The organism is Vibrio comitans (genome assembly GCA_024346835.1).
Taxonomy (GTDB): domain Bacteria; phylum Pseudomonadota; class Gammaproteobacteria; order Enterobacterales; family Vibrionaceae; genus Vibrio; species Vibrio comitans.
The window spans coordinates 210,937-227,858 of record AP024867.1; the positions used below are offsets into that span (position 1 = coordinate 210,937).

Annotated in this window: 13 protein-coding genes and 1 riboswitch; of the genes, 3 read left to right on the forward strand and 10 right to left on the reverse strand. The window is 45.9% G+C overall.

Features of this window, described 5'->3' with window-relative positions:
- Window positions 1-71: 71 nt before the first annotated feature.
- Window positions 72-857, forward strand: coding sequence for a formylglycine-generating enzyme family protein (locus tag OCU46_RS14800; protein ID WP_141272867.1), 786 nt, complete (start codon window positions 72-74; stop codon window positions 855-857).
- Between the two features lie 24 nt (window positions 858-881).
- A complete protein-coding gene (locus tag OCU46_RS14805; protein ID WP_141272865.1) occupies window positions 882-2,576 on the forward strand; it encodes an alkaline phosphatase family protein in 1,695 nt (564 codons plus the stop codon).
- A 65-nt stretch (window positions 2,577-2,641) separates the two neighbouring features.
- Here the strand turns inward: OCU46_RS14805 and thiC are convergent, their stop codons facing one another.
- Entirely contained in the window at window positions 2,642-4,570 is a 1,929-nt protein-coding gene (gene thiC / locus OCU46_RS14810) for a phosphomethylpyrimidine synthase ThiC (protein ID WP_141272863.1), read from the reverse strand.
- A gap of 109 nt (window positions 4,571-4,679) precedes the next feature.
- Window positions 4,680-4,778, reverse strand: a riboswitch (TPP riboswitch).
- Between the two features lie 202 nt (window positions 4,779-4,980).
- On the opposite strand from thiC, the gene OCU46_RS14815 reads away from it, so the two are divergent.
- The gene (locus tag OCU46_RS14815) at window positions 4,981-5,301 is read left to right on the forward strand and encodes a hypothetical protein (protein WP_141272861.1); all 321 of its coding nucleotides are present in this window, start codon (window positions 4,981-4,983) and stop codon (window positions 5,299-5,301) included.
- A 76-nt stretch (window positions 5,302-5,377) separates the two neighbouring features.
- On the opposite strand, the gene OCU46_RS14820 is transcribed toward OCU46_RS14815, so the two are convergent.
- The 9 genes from OCU46_RS14820 to OCU46_RS14860 all read right to left on the reverse strand — a co-directional run bounded on the left by OCU46_RS14820 (window position 5,378) and on the right by OCU46_RS14860 (window position 16,811).
- Window positions 5,378-6,286: a LysR family transcriptional regulator gene (locus OCU46_RS14820; RefSeq protein WP_141272859.1), complete on the reverse strand. Its 909-nt coding sequence runs from the start codon at window positions 6,284-6,286 to the stop codon at window positions 5,378-5,380.
- 15 nt (window positions 6,287-6,301) lie between these two features.
- Window positions 6,302-7,597 (reverse strand): BatD family protein, encoded by a 1,296-nt coding sequence (locus OCU46_RS14825; RefSeq protein ID WP_141272857.1) that lies wholly within the window; start codon window positions 7,595-7,597, stop codon window positions 6,302-6,304.
- Window positions 7,587-9,281, reverse strand: a complete 1,695-nt coding sequence (locus tag OCU46_RS14830; protein ID WP_141272855.1) for a VWA domain-containing protein — start codon at window positions 9,279-9,281, stop codon at window positions 7,587-7,589. Before OCU46_RS14830 ends, OCU46_RS14825 begins: the two co-directional genes overlap by 11 nt.
- The gene (locus tag OCU46_RS14835) at window positions 9,274-10,317 is read right to left on the reverse strand and encodes a vWA domain-containing protein (RefSeq protein ID WP_141272853.1); all 1,044 of its coding nucleotides are present in this window, start codon (window positions 10,315-10,317) and stop codon (window positions 9,274-9,276) included. The genes OCU46_RS14830 and OCU46_RS14835 overlap by 8 nt, the downstream gene beginning before the upstream one ends.
- Window positions 10,310-10,858, reverse strand: coding sequence for a DUF4381 domain-containing protein (locus OCU46_RS14840; protein WP_141272851.1), 549 nt, complete (start codon window positions 10,856-10,858; stop codon window positions 10,310-10,312). The genes OCU46_RS14835 and OCU46_RS14840 overlap by 8 nt, the downstream gene beginning before the upstream one ends.
- Window positions 10,855-11,799 (reverse strand): DUF58 domain-containing protein, encoded by a 945-nt coding sequence (locus OCU46_RS14845; protein WP_141272849.1) that lies wholly within the window; start codon window positions 11,797-11,799, stop codon window positions 10,855-10,857. The genes OCU46_RS14840 and OCU46_RS14845 overlap by 4 nt, the downstream gene beginning before the upstream one ends.
- A 21-nt stretch (window positions 11,800-11,820) precedes the next feature.
- Window positions 11,821-12,819 (reverse strand): AAA family ATPase, encoded by a 999-nt coding sequence (locus tag OCU46_RS14850; protein WP_141272847.1) that lies wholly within the window; start codon window positions 12,817-12,819, stop codon window positions 11,821-11,823.
- Between the two features lie 73 nt (window positions 12,820-12,892).
- A complete protein-coding gene (locus OCU46_RS14855) occupies window positions 12,893-15,160 on the reverse strand; it encodes a tetratricopeptide repeat protein (protein ID WP_141272845.1) in 2,268 nt (755 codons plus the stop codon).
- A 103-nt stretch (window positions 15,161-15,263) separates the two neighbouring features.
- A complete protein-coding gene (locus OCU46_RS14860) occupies window positions 15,264-16,811 on the reverse strand; it encodes an arylsulfatase (RefSeq protein WP_141272843.1) in 1,548 nt (515 codons plus the stop codon).
- Window positions 16,812-16,922 lie beyond the last annotated feature (111 nt).

Here is a 16,922-nt window from a genome sequence, read left to right on the forward strand (position 1 = left end):
ATTGCGCATATAACCATTTGGAAAATGACGCATTGTTAAACTAATGTCTCATTTTTTGACAGAGACCAAATATGAACCTGCGTTTGACGACTTTTCGCCCTTTATTAGCATGGACGCTAGTGTTAACAATGACAGGATGCTCACTATTTGAACCTCACCCTCTCACCAATCAGATCGAAGCCGACATGGTGTTCGTTGCTGGGGGCGCTTATCTCATGGGTTCTGATTCCGATGAGGCCAATGCCTCAGAACAACCTGCGCACCAAGTGAGTGTAGATAGCTTTTATATTTCTAAATTCGAGGTCACACAGTCTTTGTTTGAAGAGGTCATGGGGCATTCAAGAAGCTTCTTCAAAGACCCTCAAATCCCAGTCAATAACTTAAGTTGGCAGCAAGCTAATTACTTCATCGAAAAACTCAATAAAATTACAGGTCAAAAGTACCGACTGCCTACCGAGGCGGAGTGGGAATTTGCGGCGCGTGGGGGCAATAACTCGAAGGGATATACTTATAGTGGCTCCAACAACATCGATGATGTCGCATGGCATGCAGGCAATGCCAACAACCGAGCGCATCGTGTAGGACAGAAAAAACCTAATGAGTTGGGGCTATATGACATGACCGGCAACGTAGGTGAATTTACCATCGATGCCTATGAAGCCACATTTTATCGCAATTCACCAATACTCAACCCAAACAACGCACAAGATACCGATATTGGGCTTGCCCATAAGTCTGTTCGCGGGGGTAGTTTTTCCTATGCCGCCAATGAATCTGAAAACTACCGAAGAGACTTTGCTAGCCAGTCTATAATTATGTCGGATATGGGACTGCGTCTAGTTAGAGACGCTCGCTAATTTAACTCAAGGACAAATACCCTAATGATAAAACGCTACTGCGCGATAAGCCTTATCAGTCTTGGCCTTATCAGCTCTCCTGCTTTTTCGGCTGAGAGCAAACCGAAACTTGTGCTGCAGATCACCGTAGATGGTTTACGTGGGGATTTATTAGAAAGATATAAACACAACTTTGGGGAGGGCGGTTTTCGTTACCTTATGGATCAAGGTGTGTATTACACCAATGCTCACTATCAACACGGTAATACAGAAACTATTGTAGGCCACGTATCTCTTGCTACCGGTGCGCCGCCTTCTGTGCATGGCATGGTCGGCAATGTGTGGTATGACCGAGGCCTCGAACGTTTGATCTATAACGTAGAAGATGGCGATTACAGCCTGCTGACCAGTGGCGCTGATGTGAATAAATCTACAGAAATCGACCCCACTCAGCGTGCTGCAACTAAAGATGGCCGCTCTCCAACCCCGATTCTGGTCTCTACCTTCAGCGATGAACTCACTATCTCAAATAGCGGTAAATCTAAGGTGTTTGGCGTTTCAATTAAAGATCGCGGCGCGATCTCGTTAGCGGGACATACTGGCAAAGCATTTTGGTTTTCAAAGGCGACTTCTGACTTTGTAACCAGTGACTACTATTACGACTCTTATCCTGCTTGGGTGGAACGTTGGAACGAAAAGAATATTCCCGCACAGTACTCTGGCAAGCGCTGGGAACTGGCATTAGACAGAGACAAATACACGTTAGAAGAAGTATCGCAGGAGCAAAAGTTTGATTTAGCAGGCTTCCAAAGAACCTTCCCTCACCCATATGGGCCTGCAAGCTTTAAGTATTACTCAACCATGTTAACTGTAAGCCCTGCCGGGGATGAACTGACTGCGGACTTTGCTAGAACCCTACTTCAACAAGAAAAGTTAGGCTCTGGAGATGTGACCGACTACTTAGCGGTCAGCTTCTCTTCCAATGACTACGTTTTGCATCTGTACGGCCCATCAAGTTTAGAGGCAGAAGATAACCTGATCCGTTTAGATCGCACCTTAAAAGCCTTGTTGGAAGACATCGACCATCACGTTGGCTTGGACAACACTCTGGTTGTATTGTCGGCAGACCATGGTGCTCCTGAAGCCTCCCCAGTGGCGGCATCTTTAGGTCTGAAACGTGCAAATTACTTCGATAAGAAAACTTTGCTTACCGACGCTCTAAAGCAACGCCTTAAGGATGAGTTTGGTGTGGGTGAAGAGATCTTTAGGCTGTATGCACAGCCCTATGTTTATCTAAACCACGAAGTGGTAAAACAAAACAAGATCAACCTTTCTGATCTGCAAACCGCGATTGCAGAAGAAGCGATGAAGATTGAAGGGGTAGCTTATGCTGTGACGAGCTCAGATGTGGCTGCAGGTCGCTTGGCAAACACTCACATTAACCAGTTAGTGAGCAACAATTATCAACCTAACCGCTCTGGAGATATCTACCTTGTATTTGCACCTCGCACCTACATCAATGATATGGATGGCCTGACCGTAGCTTCAACTCACGGCTCTCCTTGGAGCTACGACACTTATGTTCCGGTAATTTTTGCAGGATATAATACCAAGGCACAAAAAGTTGAGCGTGCCATTACACCCTACGATATCGCGCCAACGTTATCGAATGTATTAGGTATTACCCCTCCAAGTGGCACAACAGGTAACGTATTAAAAGAAGTGGTTAGCGCTGACTAACCTAAAACTAGCAAACAAGAGTTCAGGCTACTCCAAGCTAAATAACGCGGAGTAGCCTTTGTTTATTAAACGGTTTCTTTAGGATGGTATAGCTCTGCACCCGTATCTAGGAACTCTTTCGATTTCTGGCGCATCCCCTCTAGTGGGTTATCCAGCATCTTTATTTCTAGCATTTGGTCTTCGGCTACCTGCTTTGTATCCTTAGCGTACTCTCGAACTTCCTGAGAGATCTTCATTGAACAAAACTTAGGTCCGCACATTGAGCAGAAGTGAGCTACCTTACCTGACTCTTGTGGCAAGGTTTCATCATGAAAAGCACGTGCGGTATCAGGGTCTAGTGAAAGATTAAACTGATCTTCCCAGCGGAACTCAAAACGCGCTTTAGACAAGGCGTTATCACGTATTTGCGCTCCAGGATGTCCCTTTGCAAGATCGGCAGCGTGAGCGGCAAGTTTATACGTAATAAGACCAGTTTTCACATCTTCCTTGTTTGGCAAGCCCAAGTGCTCTTTGGGTGTGACATAACAAAGCATTGCACAGCCATACCAGCCAATCAAAGCGGCTCCGATACCAGATGTAATATGATCATAGCCTGGTGCAATATCGGTAGTCAGTGGACCTAGGGTGTAAAATGGCGCTTCATGACAATGCTCAAGTTGCTCCTGCATATTCTCTTGAATCATATGCATAGGCACATGTCCTGGACCTTCGATGATTACCTGAACATCGTATTCCCAAGCCACCTTAGTAAGCTCTCCAAGTGTGCGCAATTCAGCAAATTGAGCCTCATCGTTGGCATCGGCAATCGAGCCCGGACGCAGTCCATCACCTAGAGATAGTGCCACGTCATACTTGGCACAAATTTCACAGATCTCTCTAAAGTGAGTGTACAAAAAGCTTTCTTGATGGTGTGCTAAGCACCATTTGGCAATAATTGAACCACCTCGAGAGACAATACCAGTAACGCGTTTTGCCGTCATCGGCACGTAACGAAGCAACAAGCCTGCATGTATGGTGAAGTAATCCACACCTTGCTCAGCTTGCTCTATCAAGGTATCTCTCATTACCTCCCAGTTAAGATTCTCTGCAATACCATTCACTTTTTCTAATGCTTGATACATAGGGACTGTACCAATAGGCACTGGGCTATTTCGTAGTATCCACTCGCGAGTTTCATGGATGTTTCGTCCTGTGGATAGGTCCATCACCGTATCTGCGCCCCAGCGTGTAGACCACACCAGCTTCTCAACCTCCTCTTCAATAGAGGAACTGACCGACGAGTTTCCTATATTGGCGTTCACCTTCACTAAAAAGTTACGCCCGATGATCATAGGCTCAGCTTCTGGGTGGTTAATATTAGAAGGGATAATCGCGCGACCTTCGGCAACTTCTTTGCGAACAAATTCAGGGGTAATTTCTTTAGGCAGGTTGGCGCCGAAGTTATGACCCGGATGCTGATGGTTTAATTGCTCATCGGCAAACTTCTGTCTACCCATATTCTCTCGAATAGCGATGTACTCCATCTCAGGAGTAATAATGCCTTGTCGTGCATAGTGAAGCTGGGTGACACACTGGTTATCTTTAGCTCGACGAATACGCGGAAGATTTCCGTAACGTAAGTCATCGAGAGTGTCATCTTCTAGGCGGGATTTGGTGTAAACCGAGCTAACATCGTCTAGTAACTGAGTATCACAACGCTCTTCTATCCATTGCTCTCTCAGCTTTGGCAAGCCGCTATAAAGGTCAATGGTGTGCTTTGGGTCAGTATAAACACCTGAGGTGTCATAGACATGAATGGGATCATTGGGTTGAAATATAGGGGCTTCTTTAGTGCCACCTACCAGACTATCTGCAAGGGCAATTTCGCGGACTGGCACCTGAATATCTTGGCGAGTTCCCTGAATATATGACTTAGTAGAGTTAGGGTACGGCTCAACAGACAATGAATCGATAAAGTGTTTCGCGTCTAGCCTAGCTTGTTTACGTGTCGACATAGCATTTTTCCTATTAATTAAGGGTTATCAAATGCTTGGCGGATGGATGCAACAAGAAAGACCATAACTCAGATAGAGCTATGATCTGGGGATAGAGATCTGTGGTGGTATGATCTCTACTCTTGTTCCCTTCGCAGGTATTAGCCTGATCAGGTTCAACGGATCCCGAGTTAACGGTCTCAGCCTTATGGCACTCCGACAAGTGTTTGCGAGTATACAACCCCTTTCCAATTAAGAAAAGTCACACAATCGCGAGCACAATCAATTACATACTACTTTATGGGTATAAATGTAAATTAGTGTGAATTTTGTAGACGACTGACCATTCTGGATTTAGGATGCGCCGTTCTTTTTCAGTCGCTATTGCTGAAAAAGTGCTCTTTTGATAACTACTAAGTAGGAATGCATCAATGGATACATCCAAACTATCATTGCTTAAAAGCTCTATTAACGCTGACATCGCTAATGGCGAACTAGGCTGGATCAACAAGCACGCTTTGCTTCGTGGCGAATCAAGCGTAATTGAGAGCTACCTGACACAAAAAGCAAGGAAGATCGCAAGAGAAGAAAGTCTTTCTGGTACGAACGAAGATATGTTCACGATTTATAAATCGTTTTTCAATCAGTTCACAGAAACACAAGCAAATACCCAGTGCACTCCATCGATATACCTAGAACGTATGTCGTCGCTCGTCGGATTCGAAGCGGGTAAACGCTGGCATAGCCTATAACACATAGACTAATGACTCTCTTGGTATTGTTAAGGAGTGATAATACCAAGCGGGCCATACTAGGCTAAGCCTAGCCCTATTCTTTAAAAATCACCTTTGAAACTGACTGCACTTGGCTTCTCAGCCATTTATGGCCATTTTCGGTTGTCCTACTTGGATGCCACAGCATGCAAATATCTTCAGAAATATCTAGAAATGGGGTTTCTAACCTCTGAATTGGGTAATGCTTTGCCATCGTATCCACTGCCGACTCTGGAAAAAGTGCAACGTAGTCCGATTGACACACAACAGGTAACATCTCTAACACACCCGGTGAGCGATATACTATCTTTCGTTTGTTCAAATCTTGAAAATGGTGATTAGACAACAGCGCGCTTCTGCTTTTCCAGCGTGATACCGCGATGTGTCCCTCATTCAAAAATTCTTCAGATGTTATTTCACCTGATAACCTAGGGTGATCTTCTCGAGCGATCACTGTAATCGACTCTCTACCCAATTTTGCCATTTTGAGAGAAGTTCTCTCTATAGGCCTCATATCAATCACCAAATCGTATCGTTGCAAACGCAAATCAGCTTCATGATCCTCAGTAAAGAGCGGGTGTACCTCAAGGTCAATATTTGGCGCTTTTGACTTAATCTTTATCAAAAGCTCAGGCATCAATTGATAAGCAATGGTCGTGATACAGGCAATGGAAAAAATACGTTCAGAAACCCTTGGATCAAAATCTCGAGTTGCCGATAGCGTCGATGTAAAGTTTTTAAATGACGCTGATAACGCTGGGTAAATGTCCTCAGCAAAGGTCGTGGGCTTAACACCTGATGGACTTCTATGAAATAGAGGATCGTCATAGATCTCCCTAAGACGTTTAAGCGCCTTACTGACGGCCGGTTGGCTCACTCCAAGACGACTCGCCGCTTTAGACATACTGTTTTCTTCATACACCGCGACAAAGAAAGGAATTAAATTAAGCTCCGTACTTTTCATAGGTTCCTATAGTGTTTATTTAGGTGCTTTATAGCGCTCATTTAACCTTGCCAGTTGCGGTAAGGCGCGATAATGCGATGGCTTTTGTTTATTTTGTTGAGCAGCTAGGCTTGCTATTTTTCGCCATAGAAAACATCCCTTAATAAAGAAGATCTTTTCATTTTGAATTTGTGTTGCCAGAATTTGCCATTCATCGGACTGCGACAACTGACTCAGTTGTAGATAACCCGATTCAGACCGCAACCGAGCATATAAACTGGCTCTGATTCGTTGCTCATTTCCTCCGAGCAATTCTTGCATAAACAGCCACCACGCAGGCTTGGGTTGCCTCTTATAGTAACGTTTTAACCCTAAATACAATCCGAGAATTACAGTGAAAAGAATCAGAGTAATCAGCAAGTTATCTTTATAGTAGCGTAACATTGACGAGAAGGTGTGAGATACCTTGAAAGACTGCCCCTCAATTTGTAATTCGCGCAATTCGCGTTGATTTGGATCCCACCAAGAAATTACATAACCTGGGAAGGTGAGCTCACCTCCGGTTTGCAATACATAGACCTCTTCCTCAACCCTTTGTGCCCGATATTGGCCGCGATTTTGCGTGTCCGATAACCTCACTGGCTTTGAATACGCTTGATAGCGGTTACGCGTATTTTCGCTGTCAGACGCCATTATTGGGGGTAATAACACCGATAATGTATCTGTTGCCTGAACGGTGATGGTGCGGGTAATAGTATCCCCTGCCTTCAAGTCTTGATTAGACTGTTGCCATTGCTGGCTTATTTGGGCTTGCGGGCTATTGATCCACGGTGTCTCTTCCGTCAGCAGCCCGCTTGGCAGACTAGCGGTAAATCGCAGAGGGTCTGTGTAGAGATTACCTTTTACATTCACGCCACTTTCAACGGACACTTGAACTTGCACAGCAAGAGGCGGAATAACAAACTCTCCGCTCTTTTGCGGGTATAGATTGACCTCCCACAACTGCACTGACCACGTCGTTCCCTTTCGCTTCTCTGCGTAATTTACCGCAAGTTGCGAGCGTTGCTTGGCGATTACATCCGGTATTTCAATGGCCCCAATTCGAGTTCCTCCTGTAAACCAGCGAGGTGTCGATACCTCGATATACAGGGTGAGTTGCTCATTGATACTGACCTGTTCCGTTTGTTTCTCATCTTGATGATTGCTGAGCCAACTTTTTATCTGCACGCCGCCACTGCGCTGCAACTGAGTTATTTCATTGGCAACACTGCTTGCCGAAAACACGATGAAGGCAAAAGCGGTCAGGATAAATCGCCATAAGTTACTTGGCATTACTTACCTCCTCGCTTTGACGATTAATTAACTCAATTTGAAACTTGGCTCTTAGAAAAAACTTAGGATCAGACTCCACTTTGCGTAGCCATTTGTCCGCAAGTTCATCACTGCCCAATATCTCATTTGCATTCAGCGTCTCTTTCAACATCATTGCCGCTACAGCTTGGTCTTCTGCGCCATCCCCTGTTTGTGGTTTATCGCCCAACTCCATTGAGTCTTCAGGGCCATCTGTGGTACCTGCTTGGCTCTCGCTAAGTCGATTGACCTCATCAACGATAGCCTGCATTGCTTGCAAGTTGTGCTCCACATCCTCGGAAAATTTTGCCGATAACGTCCACTTATCTTGCTCTAGCAAATAAGCGAATAAATCTCTGGCTTTAAGGTACTCTCGCTGCCGAGCTAGCGCATTGCCTGCATAGAACAGTGCCTGCGCTGAATCTGCATTTAAGAATTGAGCATGCGCCAGTTGAAACTCACCAGCATAGTAATAAGCAATCCCCTTACGAAGAGGATCTTGAAAATGAATCGCAGCCTCAAGGTAATCTTGCCGATTAAAGTGCCACTGCCCTTGCTGATCTGGGGTCAGCCAAAGATCAGCCCACATTTGAGAAACCCTGTCCCACCGCGTTATTTCGGCGTTAGTTTCCGTGGATTCTGCTTTGTGCATCTCAAGAGACGCATTAGCATCATTAATCATCAGAGTCGGCGTTAGGATACAAAACAGTAGCGTCCATTGAACGAGCCATCCTTTTCTGAACCAAAATAGCAGCAATAAAGAGATTGGCACCAACAAGTAATAACCCATGTCTTGCCAAGGCATTGCTGACTCATTGTTAAGCTGCATGTGCCGTTCAATCTTCTGGTTTAATGCACGAATATCGGCATCATCAATGGATATCACCTCTACGCTCCCGCCACTATCACTCGCTAGTTGCTTTAACGAGTTAAGATCCATTGGATTACTGCTTTGCACCTGCGGGTTACCCGCTGCCAGTACAAGCAATTGATGACGGCTTTGATTAAAGTACTGAGCAAGTGGCTCAAGACTGTTTGGCGTAATACCATCACTAATCAGTAGCACGGTTCCCGCTTTATCCGTGGCTAATTGCTCTTCGATAAGCGCTATGATGCTGTCTGCTTTTTTTCCCTCAACAGGCATTATGCTGGGCTCTATCGCCGCTAAGAAAGGAGCAAATACAGAGCTATCTTTGGTTAAGGGCATGGCGAGATGAGCGGTGCCTGAAAACACGACTAAACCCGTTTGCCCGCCACCACGAAGTGTTAATAGATCCTGCACCTTCTGCTTTGAGCGTTCTAACCGGCTTGGCGGCAAGTCTTCATTTAGCATCGAGGCGCTATTATCCAAAGCAATCAGTAACGAAGCCTTATCTTCGCCAAAAGGGGATGGTGCTCTTTGCCAAGTGGGTCCAGCGCAAACAATAATGGCGAGTAACATAGAGATAAATAGCAACTTCAGAGGCAGTTGCTTTCGCCACCCCATATCCCCAATCGTCAACGACTTTCTTAGGTGATTTGGCAACAAGCTTTGCCAACTGCCGACTGTCTCATGCTTCCAACGCAGATAAACCACTGCCATTAAAGGAATAAGGGCAAGCAACCACAGCGGTCTAATAAAGTGGAATTGAGTGAATACTTGTTGCCACAAAAGAGAATCAAACATCGCTTCTCTCCTTGGAATTCTCATTAGTACTCGCTCTCGTCATTCGCTTAACGGTGCTGACAATGAAGGCAATCAAGTACAGCACTACCACCAGCATAATTGGATAAGCATGTACGCTGGTTTTCGGTCGATAGGTCGAGCTTTCATAGAGTTGCGGCTCAAGCTCTCCAATTTGTTCATAAGCTCGGTTTAAAGCTTCTCTATCTAACGCCTCAAAAGCTTCACCACCGGTTTCTGAGGCAATACGGGCAATAGTTTTCATATCAAGGGCCTGTTCACCCACAGTCGCAGGGTCGCCAATGGCAATTACATGGATCTTCACCCCCTTCGCACTGGCAACCTTGGCAGCATCTATTGGCTCGACAAAGCTTCCTGTGTCATTGCCATCGGTCAGTACAATCGCCACCTTCTCTCGTGCTTGTTCTGTGCTAGTTTTGGCGCTGTTTTCAAATACCTTGATAGCTAAACCAATGGCATCACCTAAATAGGTACTTGCCCCTGCCATACCCACGTCAGTTTGCACAAGCAGGTTAAGCCATACCGCTTGATCTGCCGTAAATGGTGTTTGAATAAAAGCGGCATCCCCAAACAAGATAAGCCCCAGTCGGTCGCCTTTTCTCGATTCGACGAATGTTGCAAGTACCTCTTTGACGGCATCGAGCCTAGAAATTTTGTCCCCACTTTGCGAGGTAAAGTCTTGTTCAGCCATGGAGCCTGACAAATCAACCACCACCATTACGTCACGCCCTAAGCGTTCACGTGTTTGAGGCTCACCGAGAATCGTCGGTTTACACAAGGCAAAGATCACCAAGCACCATGACATTACCAGGATACATCGCTGCCACAATGAAGGGCGTAGTTGGCTTGCCCCCTCACTGGGTAACTCTCCTAGGGCCTTTAACAAAACATCAAAAAAAGGCACCTTAATCGCTGACTGCTTAGTACGATAGGCAGGTATTAACCAGTGCACGAGCAGTGGCAGTGGCAAGGCCAACAACCAATAGGGATGCACTAACTCCAGAGATGAATCAAGCATCGCTCATCTCTCCTTGGACGTTTTTCGCTAATGCAGCGTGTTGCTTCACCCACCCTTGGCTATCAGCAATCAGATCAAGTAGCTCCGCCTTAGTAAGAGCATTTTGCTTCACAAGCAGGGAATCTGGCCAGTGTGACCATTTGCTTTCGAAAATATCGTGTATTGGCTGAGTCTGAGCATCAAGAGATTGGAGAAAAGGCAGTCCATACAACGAAGGTGTTTGCGGATTCACCGCCGATAACACCAACTTCAATACGCCATACACATCTTGAGAGATCTGTTGCCGATAGGCACTATCCGTCGACTCCACGCTTTTACATGCCTCAAATATCAAATTTAGACTCGCCATGGCTTCTCTTCGATACCGGTTGCTCCACCAAACCGTAAAGCTTTTGTATGCCCAAACGAGTATGCAGACAAGCGCAATGACGCCAACAACTTTCCAACCGATAGTTTGAGGCATCCAACTGACTGACGGGGCTGCTGATACCTCGACAATATCTCGCAGCATGTAGCTTTGCGGCGGGGTATGAACTGTCATCGATGTGCCCCCATACCACGCTTAAATTGCTCTAGGTGATTGCCCGATGTATCCAACTGAATTAAAGGTAATCCTCTTGCTGCCATCAAACGCACCAGTTGGCTCTTCTTGAGTTCTTGATGCTGCTTCAATCCGAGATTGGCTTTTTTAAGCTTTGCTGATTCACTGATATTAAGCTGATGGGTGCCATCTCCCATCACCCAGCTAGAACGAGAAGGAAGCTCTTGTTCCAGTTGATCAGAGATCAGCACCGTAAGCACGTCATTGTGCATCTGAAGTTGCTGAAGCCTATCTAAGTCTGACTCCTTAGCCCCATGCCAGTCACTGAGTACTATGACCGTCGAACCTTTGGTTGCGACGCGGGTAACAAATGAAATCAACTGACTAAATGATGCAGACTCGCCGTCTTTCGACGAAACATTAAGAGACTGATTGGCCTCGGCAAGGCAATTCAAGCGGTGTAGTAAATGTGAGCGACTGCGCTGCGGCTTATACCAATCAATGTGCGCAGGTCTAGCTATGATAAAGCCCACACGATCACTGTCTTTCAGCACTCGCCAAGCACTTAGAGCCGCAATCTCGGCAGCAACCACTGATTTCATTACTTCGATAGAGGAAAAGAACAAACTGGAGCGCTGGTCAACACACAAGATAACATTGCGATCTTTCTCTTCTGTGTAAGCCCTAACGTGTGGCTTACCGGTGCGCATTGTGACCTTCCAATCAAGATTGCGAATGTCATCGCCTTTTTGATAGTGACGCAACTCTTCAAAATTTAAACCGCGCCCTCGAAACAGGGATTGGTGACGGCCAGATAAAATAGTGCCAGCCTTTAGTTGGGGCAAAAAAGAGAACGAACCGACCTGCCCTTGCAGTTGGACTAAGCGCGCATATTGGCAATAGATTCGAGGATCATCGGCATCACGTTGAGCTGATTTCATAACCTTACCTCCGCAAAGCGATTAGCCAATGGCTACGGTATCAAGAAGCTCATCAATGATCTGCTGTGCAGAAATCCCTTCTGCTAATGCGTCGTAACTTTGAGTATGTCTATGCCCAAGCACACCATGAGCCACAGCTCGAACATCGTCCGGCTGCACATAGTCTCTTCCTTTGAGCCAAGCATAAGCTCGCGAGCATTTATCCAGCGCTATAGTTGCGCGAGGGCTTGAGCCTACTTGAATCCAGCGCGATAGATTTGATTCAGGGTAACGGTCAGGATGGCGCGTAGCCATAACAAGAGCAACAATATAACGCTCCGCTATCTCTGATACCTCGACCTTTGCTATTTCTTCTCTTGCCCTAAGCACATGGATTGGGTCAATAGAAGTGACAGCTTGTTGCTGTGAATCAGTATTACTTGAGGTTTCTTCAGAGCGTACCAATCGCATGATGTCCATCTCAGCATCATCGTCAGGATAATCGACGGTGACTTTTAAGATAAATCTATCCATTTGCGCCTCAGGCAAAGGGTAAGTGCCTTCTTGCTCGATTGGGTTTTGGGTCGCTAATACCATGAAAAGATCAGGTAATTGGTGCGTTTCATCACCAACCGTAATCGTCCCCTCAGCCATAGCTTCTAAGAGCGCTGCCTGAACCTTGGCGGGAGCACGGTTAATTTCATCAGCCAGTACAATACTGTTGAAGATTGGGCCCGGCTGGAAGTGAAGCTGTGGCTTACTCATTCCAGTGCCATCTGCAACATCTTGATAGACTTCTGTACCAGTGACATCTGAAGGCAATAAATCGGGTGTAAATTGAATGCGACCAAAGGAGGAATGAAGAGCATCTGCTAGCGCTTTTACGGAGCGGGTTTTTGCTGTTCCGGGAAGCCCCTCTAGTAATACATGACCATTAGTTAAAAGGCCTAAGACTAAAGATTCAACAACATGTTGCTGTCCAACAACAGACTGCTCTACCTGAGATATTAACGCTGCAACCGCTTCTTGTGACGCACTCATAAATCATCCTCAAACATCGAATATCTCTATTCTACGCAAGATAAACATAACTAATGGTTATACTGATTCATCGTTATAGCTTAGCTCGCAATCCTTTTATCACCTGTGCAGGCGCGTATTTCTCAAGCTCAGCTATACACTGACGTGCTTGGAACTCGATACTTGGCTCTTTACTGTATTTCACTAACATTTCACATCGAGCATAAAGCTGCTGCGGGTTTCCACTGATTCTAAACGCCTTATCAATTGCTTGAGATGCTTGTGGCACACTTGTAGATTCCAACGACAAACCGTACAGGTACCAATATTGCGCATTCTCAGGCTCAACCTCTGTGGCTTGCTGCAAGTACTGAGTTGCTTGACTATTCTTGCCTTGGCGCAGAAGCGATAAGGCTGCACTGTAGCGCAGTGCACCAGATTTTGGTTGTGCCTTTATGCCCTGCTCAAGGGTCGAAAACACTTTCTGCTCTTGCCCTTGTACGCGATAAAGGTCAGCAAGATTCACATAGCTATTTGCAAAGTAAGGTTCAACCGCTATTGCGCCCTTATACGCTTTAATCGCCTGTTCATAATTGCCCTGTGCTCGATAGACATTTCCTAAGTTGGTACGCCCAAACCCTCTGTCAGAGTTAAATTCTTGTATCTCCATATACTCTTGTAGGGGTTTAGCTAACGCTTGTTTTTGCTGCTGATTTAACTCTGCCCAATAGACCACCAACGCACTTGCCGCTTCAGTGCGTACCCCTAGCACTTTATCTTCCAATAATGGCACGAGTATTTGCCAACGATCCTTCGGCTCAAAGCCTGCCGATCCCTGTACCGCAGAGACTCGAATTAACTCACTGTCATGTTTCACCGCTCTTGCTAACGCAACAGTGGTATTTTTACCTTGGTATGGAGCTAAACGACTAGTGGCGGAGGCGCGGATAATGTCTCTTTGCGTGCTATCTTGCGCTGTATAAGCCAGTGCATCCTCTGCGCCTTGATAACCGATCTCTGCAGCATAAAATGCCACAGCGAAGTGTTGCTGATTTCGATGTTTAGAGTTGGGGAACCATTTTTCTAGAGACTCTGATGCCCATTCATTGCTTTGGTCTTCATGACAGGAGGTACACACATTTGGCGTACCTAAGTGAATGCTGAGATCTGGTCTTGGGATCTGCCAGCTATGATCTCGTCTTGGATCAACCTGCATGTAGGTCGTCTCTGGCATATGACAGGTCGTACACTGAGACGCTTCAGAGTCTTTATCGTGGAAAGTATGATTTTTCGGCGAAAATTGCGTTGGCAAATGACACTGGCTACACACCGCCTCTTCTGCTATTTCAAGCTTCGCCGTGTGTGGGTTGTGACAGTCAGTACAGCTCACACCTTTGTCTGCCATCTTCGATTGAAGAAACGAACCATAGACATAATCTTCATCAAAGATTTGTCCGTCAGCATGGTAGAGCTCTGGAGTAATCAGGCTCAATCGATAACGATCGAGTAAGGTGCTCTGTACATGGTCTTCTTTTTCTGTCAGTTGCGTACGACGACTGTGGCATTGAGCACACATTGTCATTTGATCGGTAGGGTGAATGCTCTTAGGTTGCAGTGCTGGCATGTTTTCTTCAAACACCCACTCCTTAACTGCTTTTGAAAGGTCGCGGTCAAAGCCAAAATGCGCTGCCTGACTGGATTTATCGCCATTTGTCCACGTCATATGATCCTGACCTTTCCCGTGGCAAGCCTCACAACCAACGTTGATTTCAGACCAAGTGGTAGCATAGGTGTCTTTCTGAGAATCGTAGTTCTTTTCTAGATTCGTTGAATGACAGTCGGCACACATGAAATTCCAATTCTGCCCAGAGTTCGTCCAGTAAAACTCATCGGTTGGTGTAAGGTCTGGATAGAGATGAAACCAGCGCTGACCGCCCTCTTCCTTAGAGCGAGAGTCCCAAGCAAATGGGATTAGCTGAACGCGGCCATCCTCAAACTCGACCATGTATTGCTGAAGAGGATCATGGCCGAAGGTATATTTGATCTGATAGTCACGGTATTGACCATCCTCACCTTGAATATTGACCCAATACTGTTTGTCCTTTTTGAAGAAGCGATTTTCTACCCCAGCAAATTCAAAGCGTGCATTATTGAAGTCTCCCAATACACTCGCTTCATCCGCGTGCTTCATTGCCATTTCATGATCAGAACCTAGCCACTGTTGATACTCTTGCTGATGACAATCAAGGCAGGCCTTGCTTCCCACAAAACCTGAATCTACAGCTTGCGCAGATGGTAGAGCCAGACCTCCTCCCATCATTGCGATGAACAAAATTAGCTTCCTGCCAAATAGTTGCAACATATTCGCCTTACAGAGAATGGATTTTCCTTGTAACAACAATAGCTTAAAAAGAAAGACCAGAACCAAATAATTGGCTCTGGTCTTCAATTATTGCTGTAGCTATCTACTTATTTTGAGGGGTTTGCAGTTTTTCCATTACCTGATCCAAACTAAAGCTTGCGGCTTTTTGTCTAGGCGGGAATTCCTCGAAGGTAGCCAAATACTTGCCAACATAGGCCTGTGCAGGCACCAACATAAAGGCGCGATCCAGCATCCAGTCGTAGTAGGTGTTCGACGTTCTATCCGCAACCTCATAAGGGTCCATTCTTAGATTGAAGATTTTTGGCACTCGAAGTGGTGTGAACGGTTCAGCCCAAATGTTCAAGGTTCCTGTTGAACGCTGCTCTAGGAACACCACTTTCCACTTGTTGTAACGCAATGCGGCAAGGTCACCGTCATCGGTAAAGTAGAAGATCTCTTCTCGGCGACCTTGCTCTTCTTTACCCGTTAGGTGTGGCAAAAAGTTATAGCCATCAAGATGAACCTTGTACTTGGTGCTACCTACAGTAGTCCCTTTAACTAGTTTCTCTTTGATTTCATCATCACCTGCGGCGGCAGCGAAGGTGGGCAGCCAGTCCATGTGGTGCATAATTTCATTAGATACACTTCCGGGCTCTATCTTGCCTGGCCAGCGAACCATTGCTGGAACACGATAAGCACCTTCCCAGTTGGTGTTTTTCTCTCCGCGGAACGGCGTTAAGCCCGCATCTGGCCACGTATTCATGTGTGGACCATTATCCGTTGAATAAAACACAATAGTGTTATCTGTGATGCCAAGATCATCGACCGCTTTAAGCAGTTCCCCAACATGGTTATCATGCTCGACCATACCATCGGCATAGTTACTGATTCCGGTAGAACCAGCGAGTTCTGGCTTCACGTGAGTTCTAAAGTGCATTCGGGTGGCGTTCCACCATACAAAGAAGGGTTTATCGGCTTTAACTGAGCGCCCCATGAAGTCAATAGCGGCAGCAAGGGTCTCCTCATCGACCGTTTCCATGCGCTTACGGGTTAGTGGACCAGTATCTTCAATCTTGCCATCGGCATAAGACTTAATAACACCACGAGGGCCAAATTTCTTACGAAACTCAGGGTCTTTAGGGTAATCGATATTCTCAGGCTCTTCTTCGGCATTCAGGTGGTATAGATTGCCAAAGAATTCGTCAAAACCATGCGCTGTTGGCAAATGCTCATCTTTATCGCCAAGGTGATTCTTACCAAATTGCCCTGTGGCATAGCCCATAGGTTTGAGCACTTCGGCTATGGTCACGTCTTCTGCTTGTAAACCGAGTTCAGCCCCAGGCAACCCCACCTTACTCAGCCCAGTGCGAAGAACGCTTTGTCCAGTAATGAAGGTTGATCGACCTGCGGTGCACGATTGCTCACCGTAATAATCGGTGAACATCATCCCCTCTTTGGCAATTCGGTCAATATTTGGTGTTTTGTAGCCCATTAAACCAAAGGTATAAGCACTGAGATTGGATTGCCCAATATCGTCCCCCCAAATAACCAGAATATTGGGTTTTTCAGCAGCAACCGTGGCCGTTGATACCCCCATCAGTACCGATGCTAAGATAGCTAACCTGCATTTAGCACCCTTAAAAGACTTCATAGAAACTCCTTGTCGTGTATTCCTAGAACTCAATATCGTAAAGATCGAAAGTGAGTTCTGTAAGCAACATCAGTTATACGCTTAGCCATTGAGTTATAGACTAAAAAACAA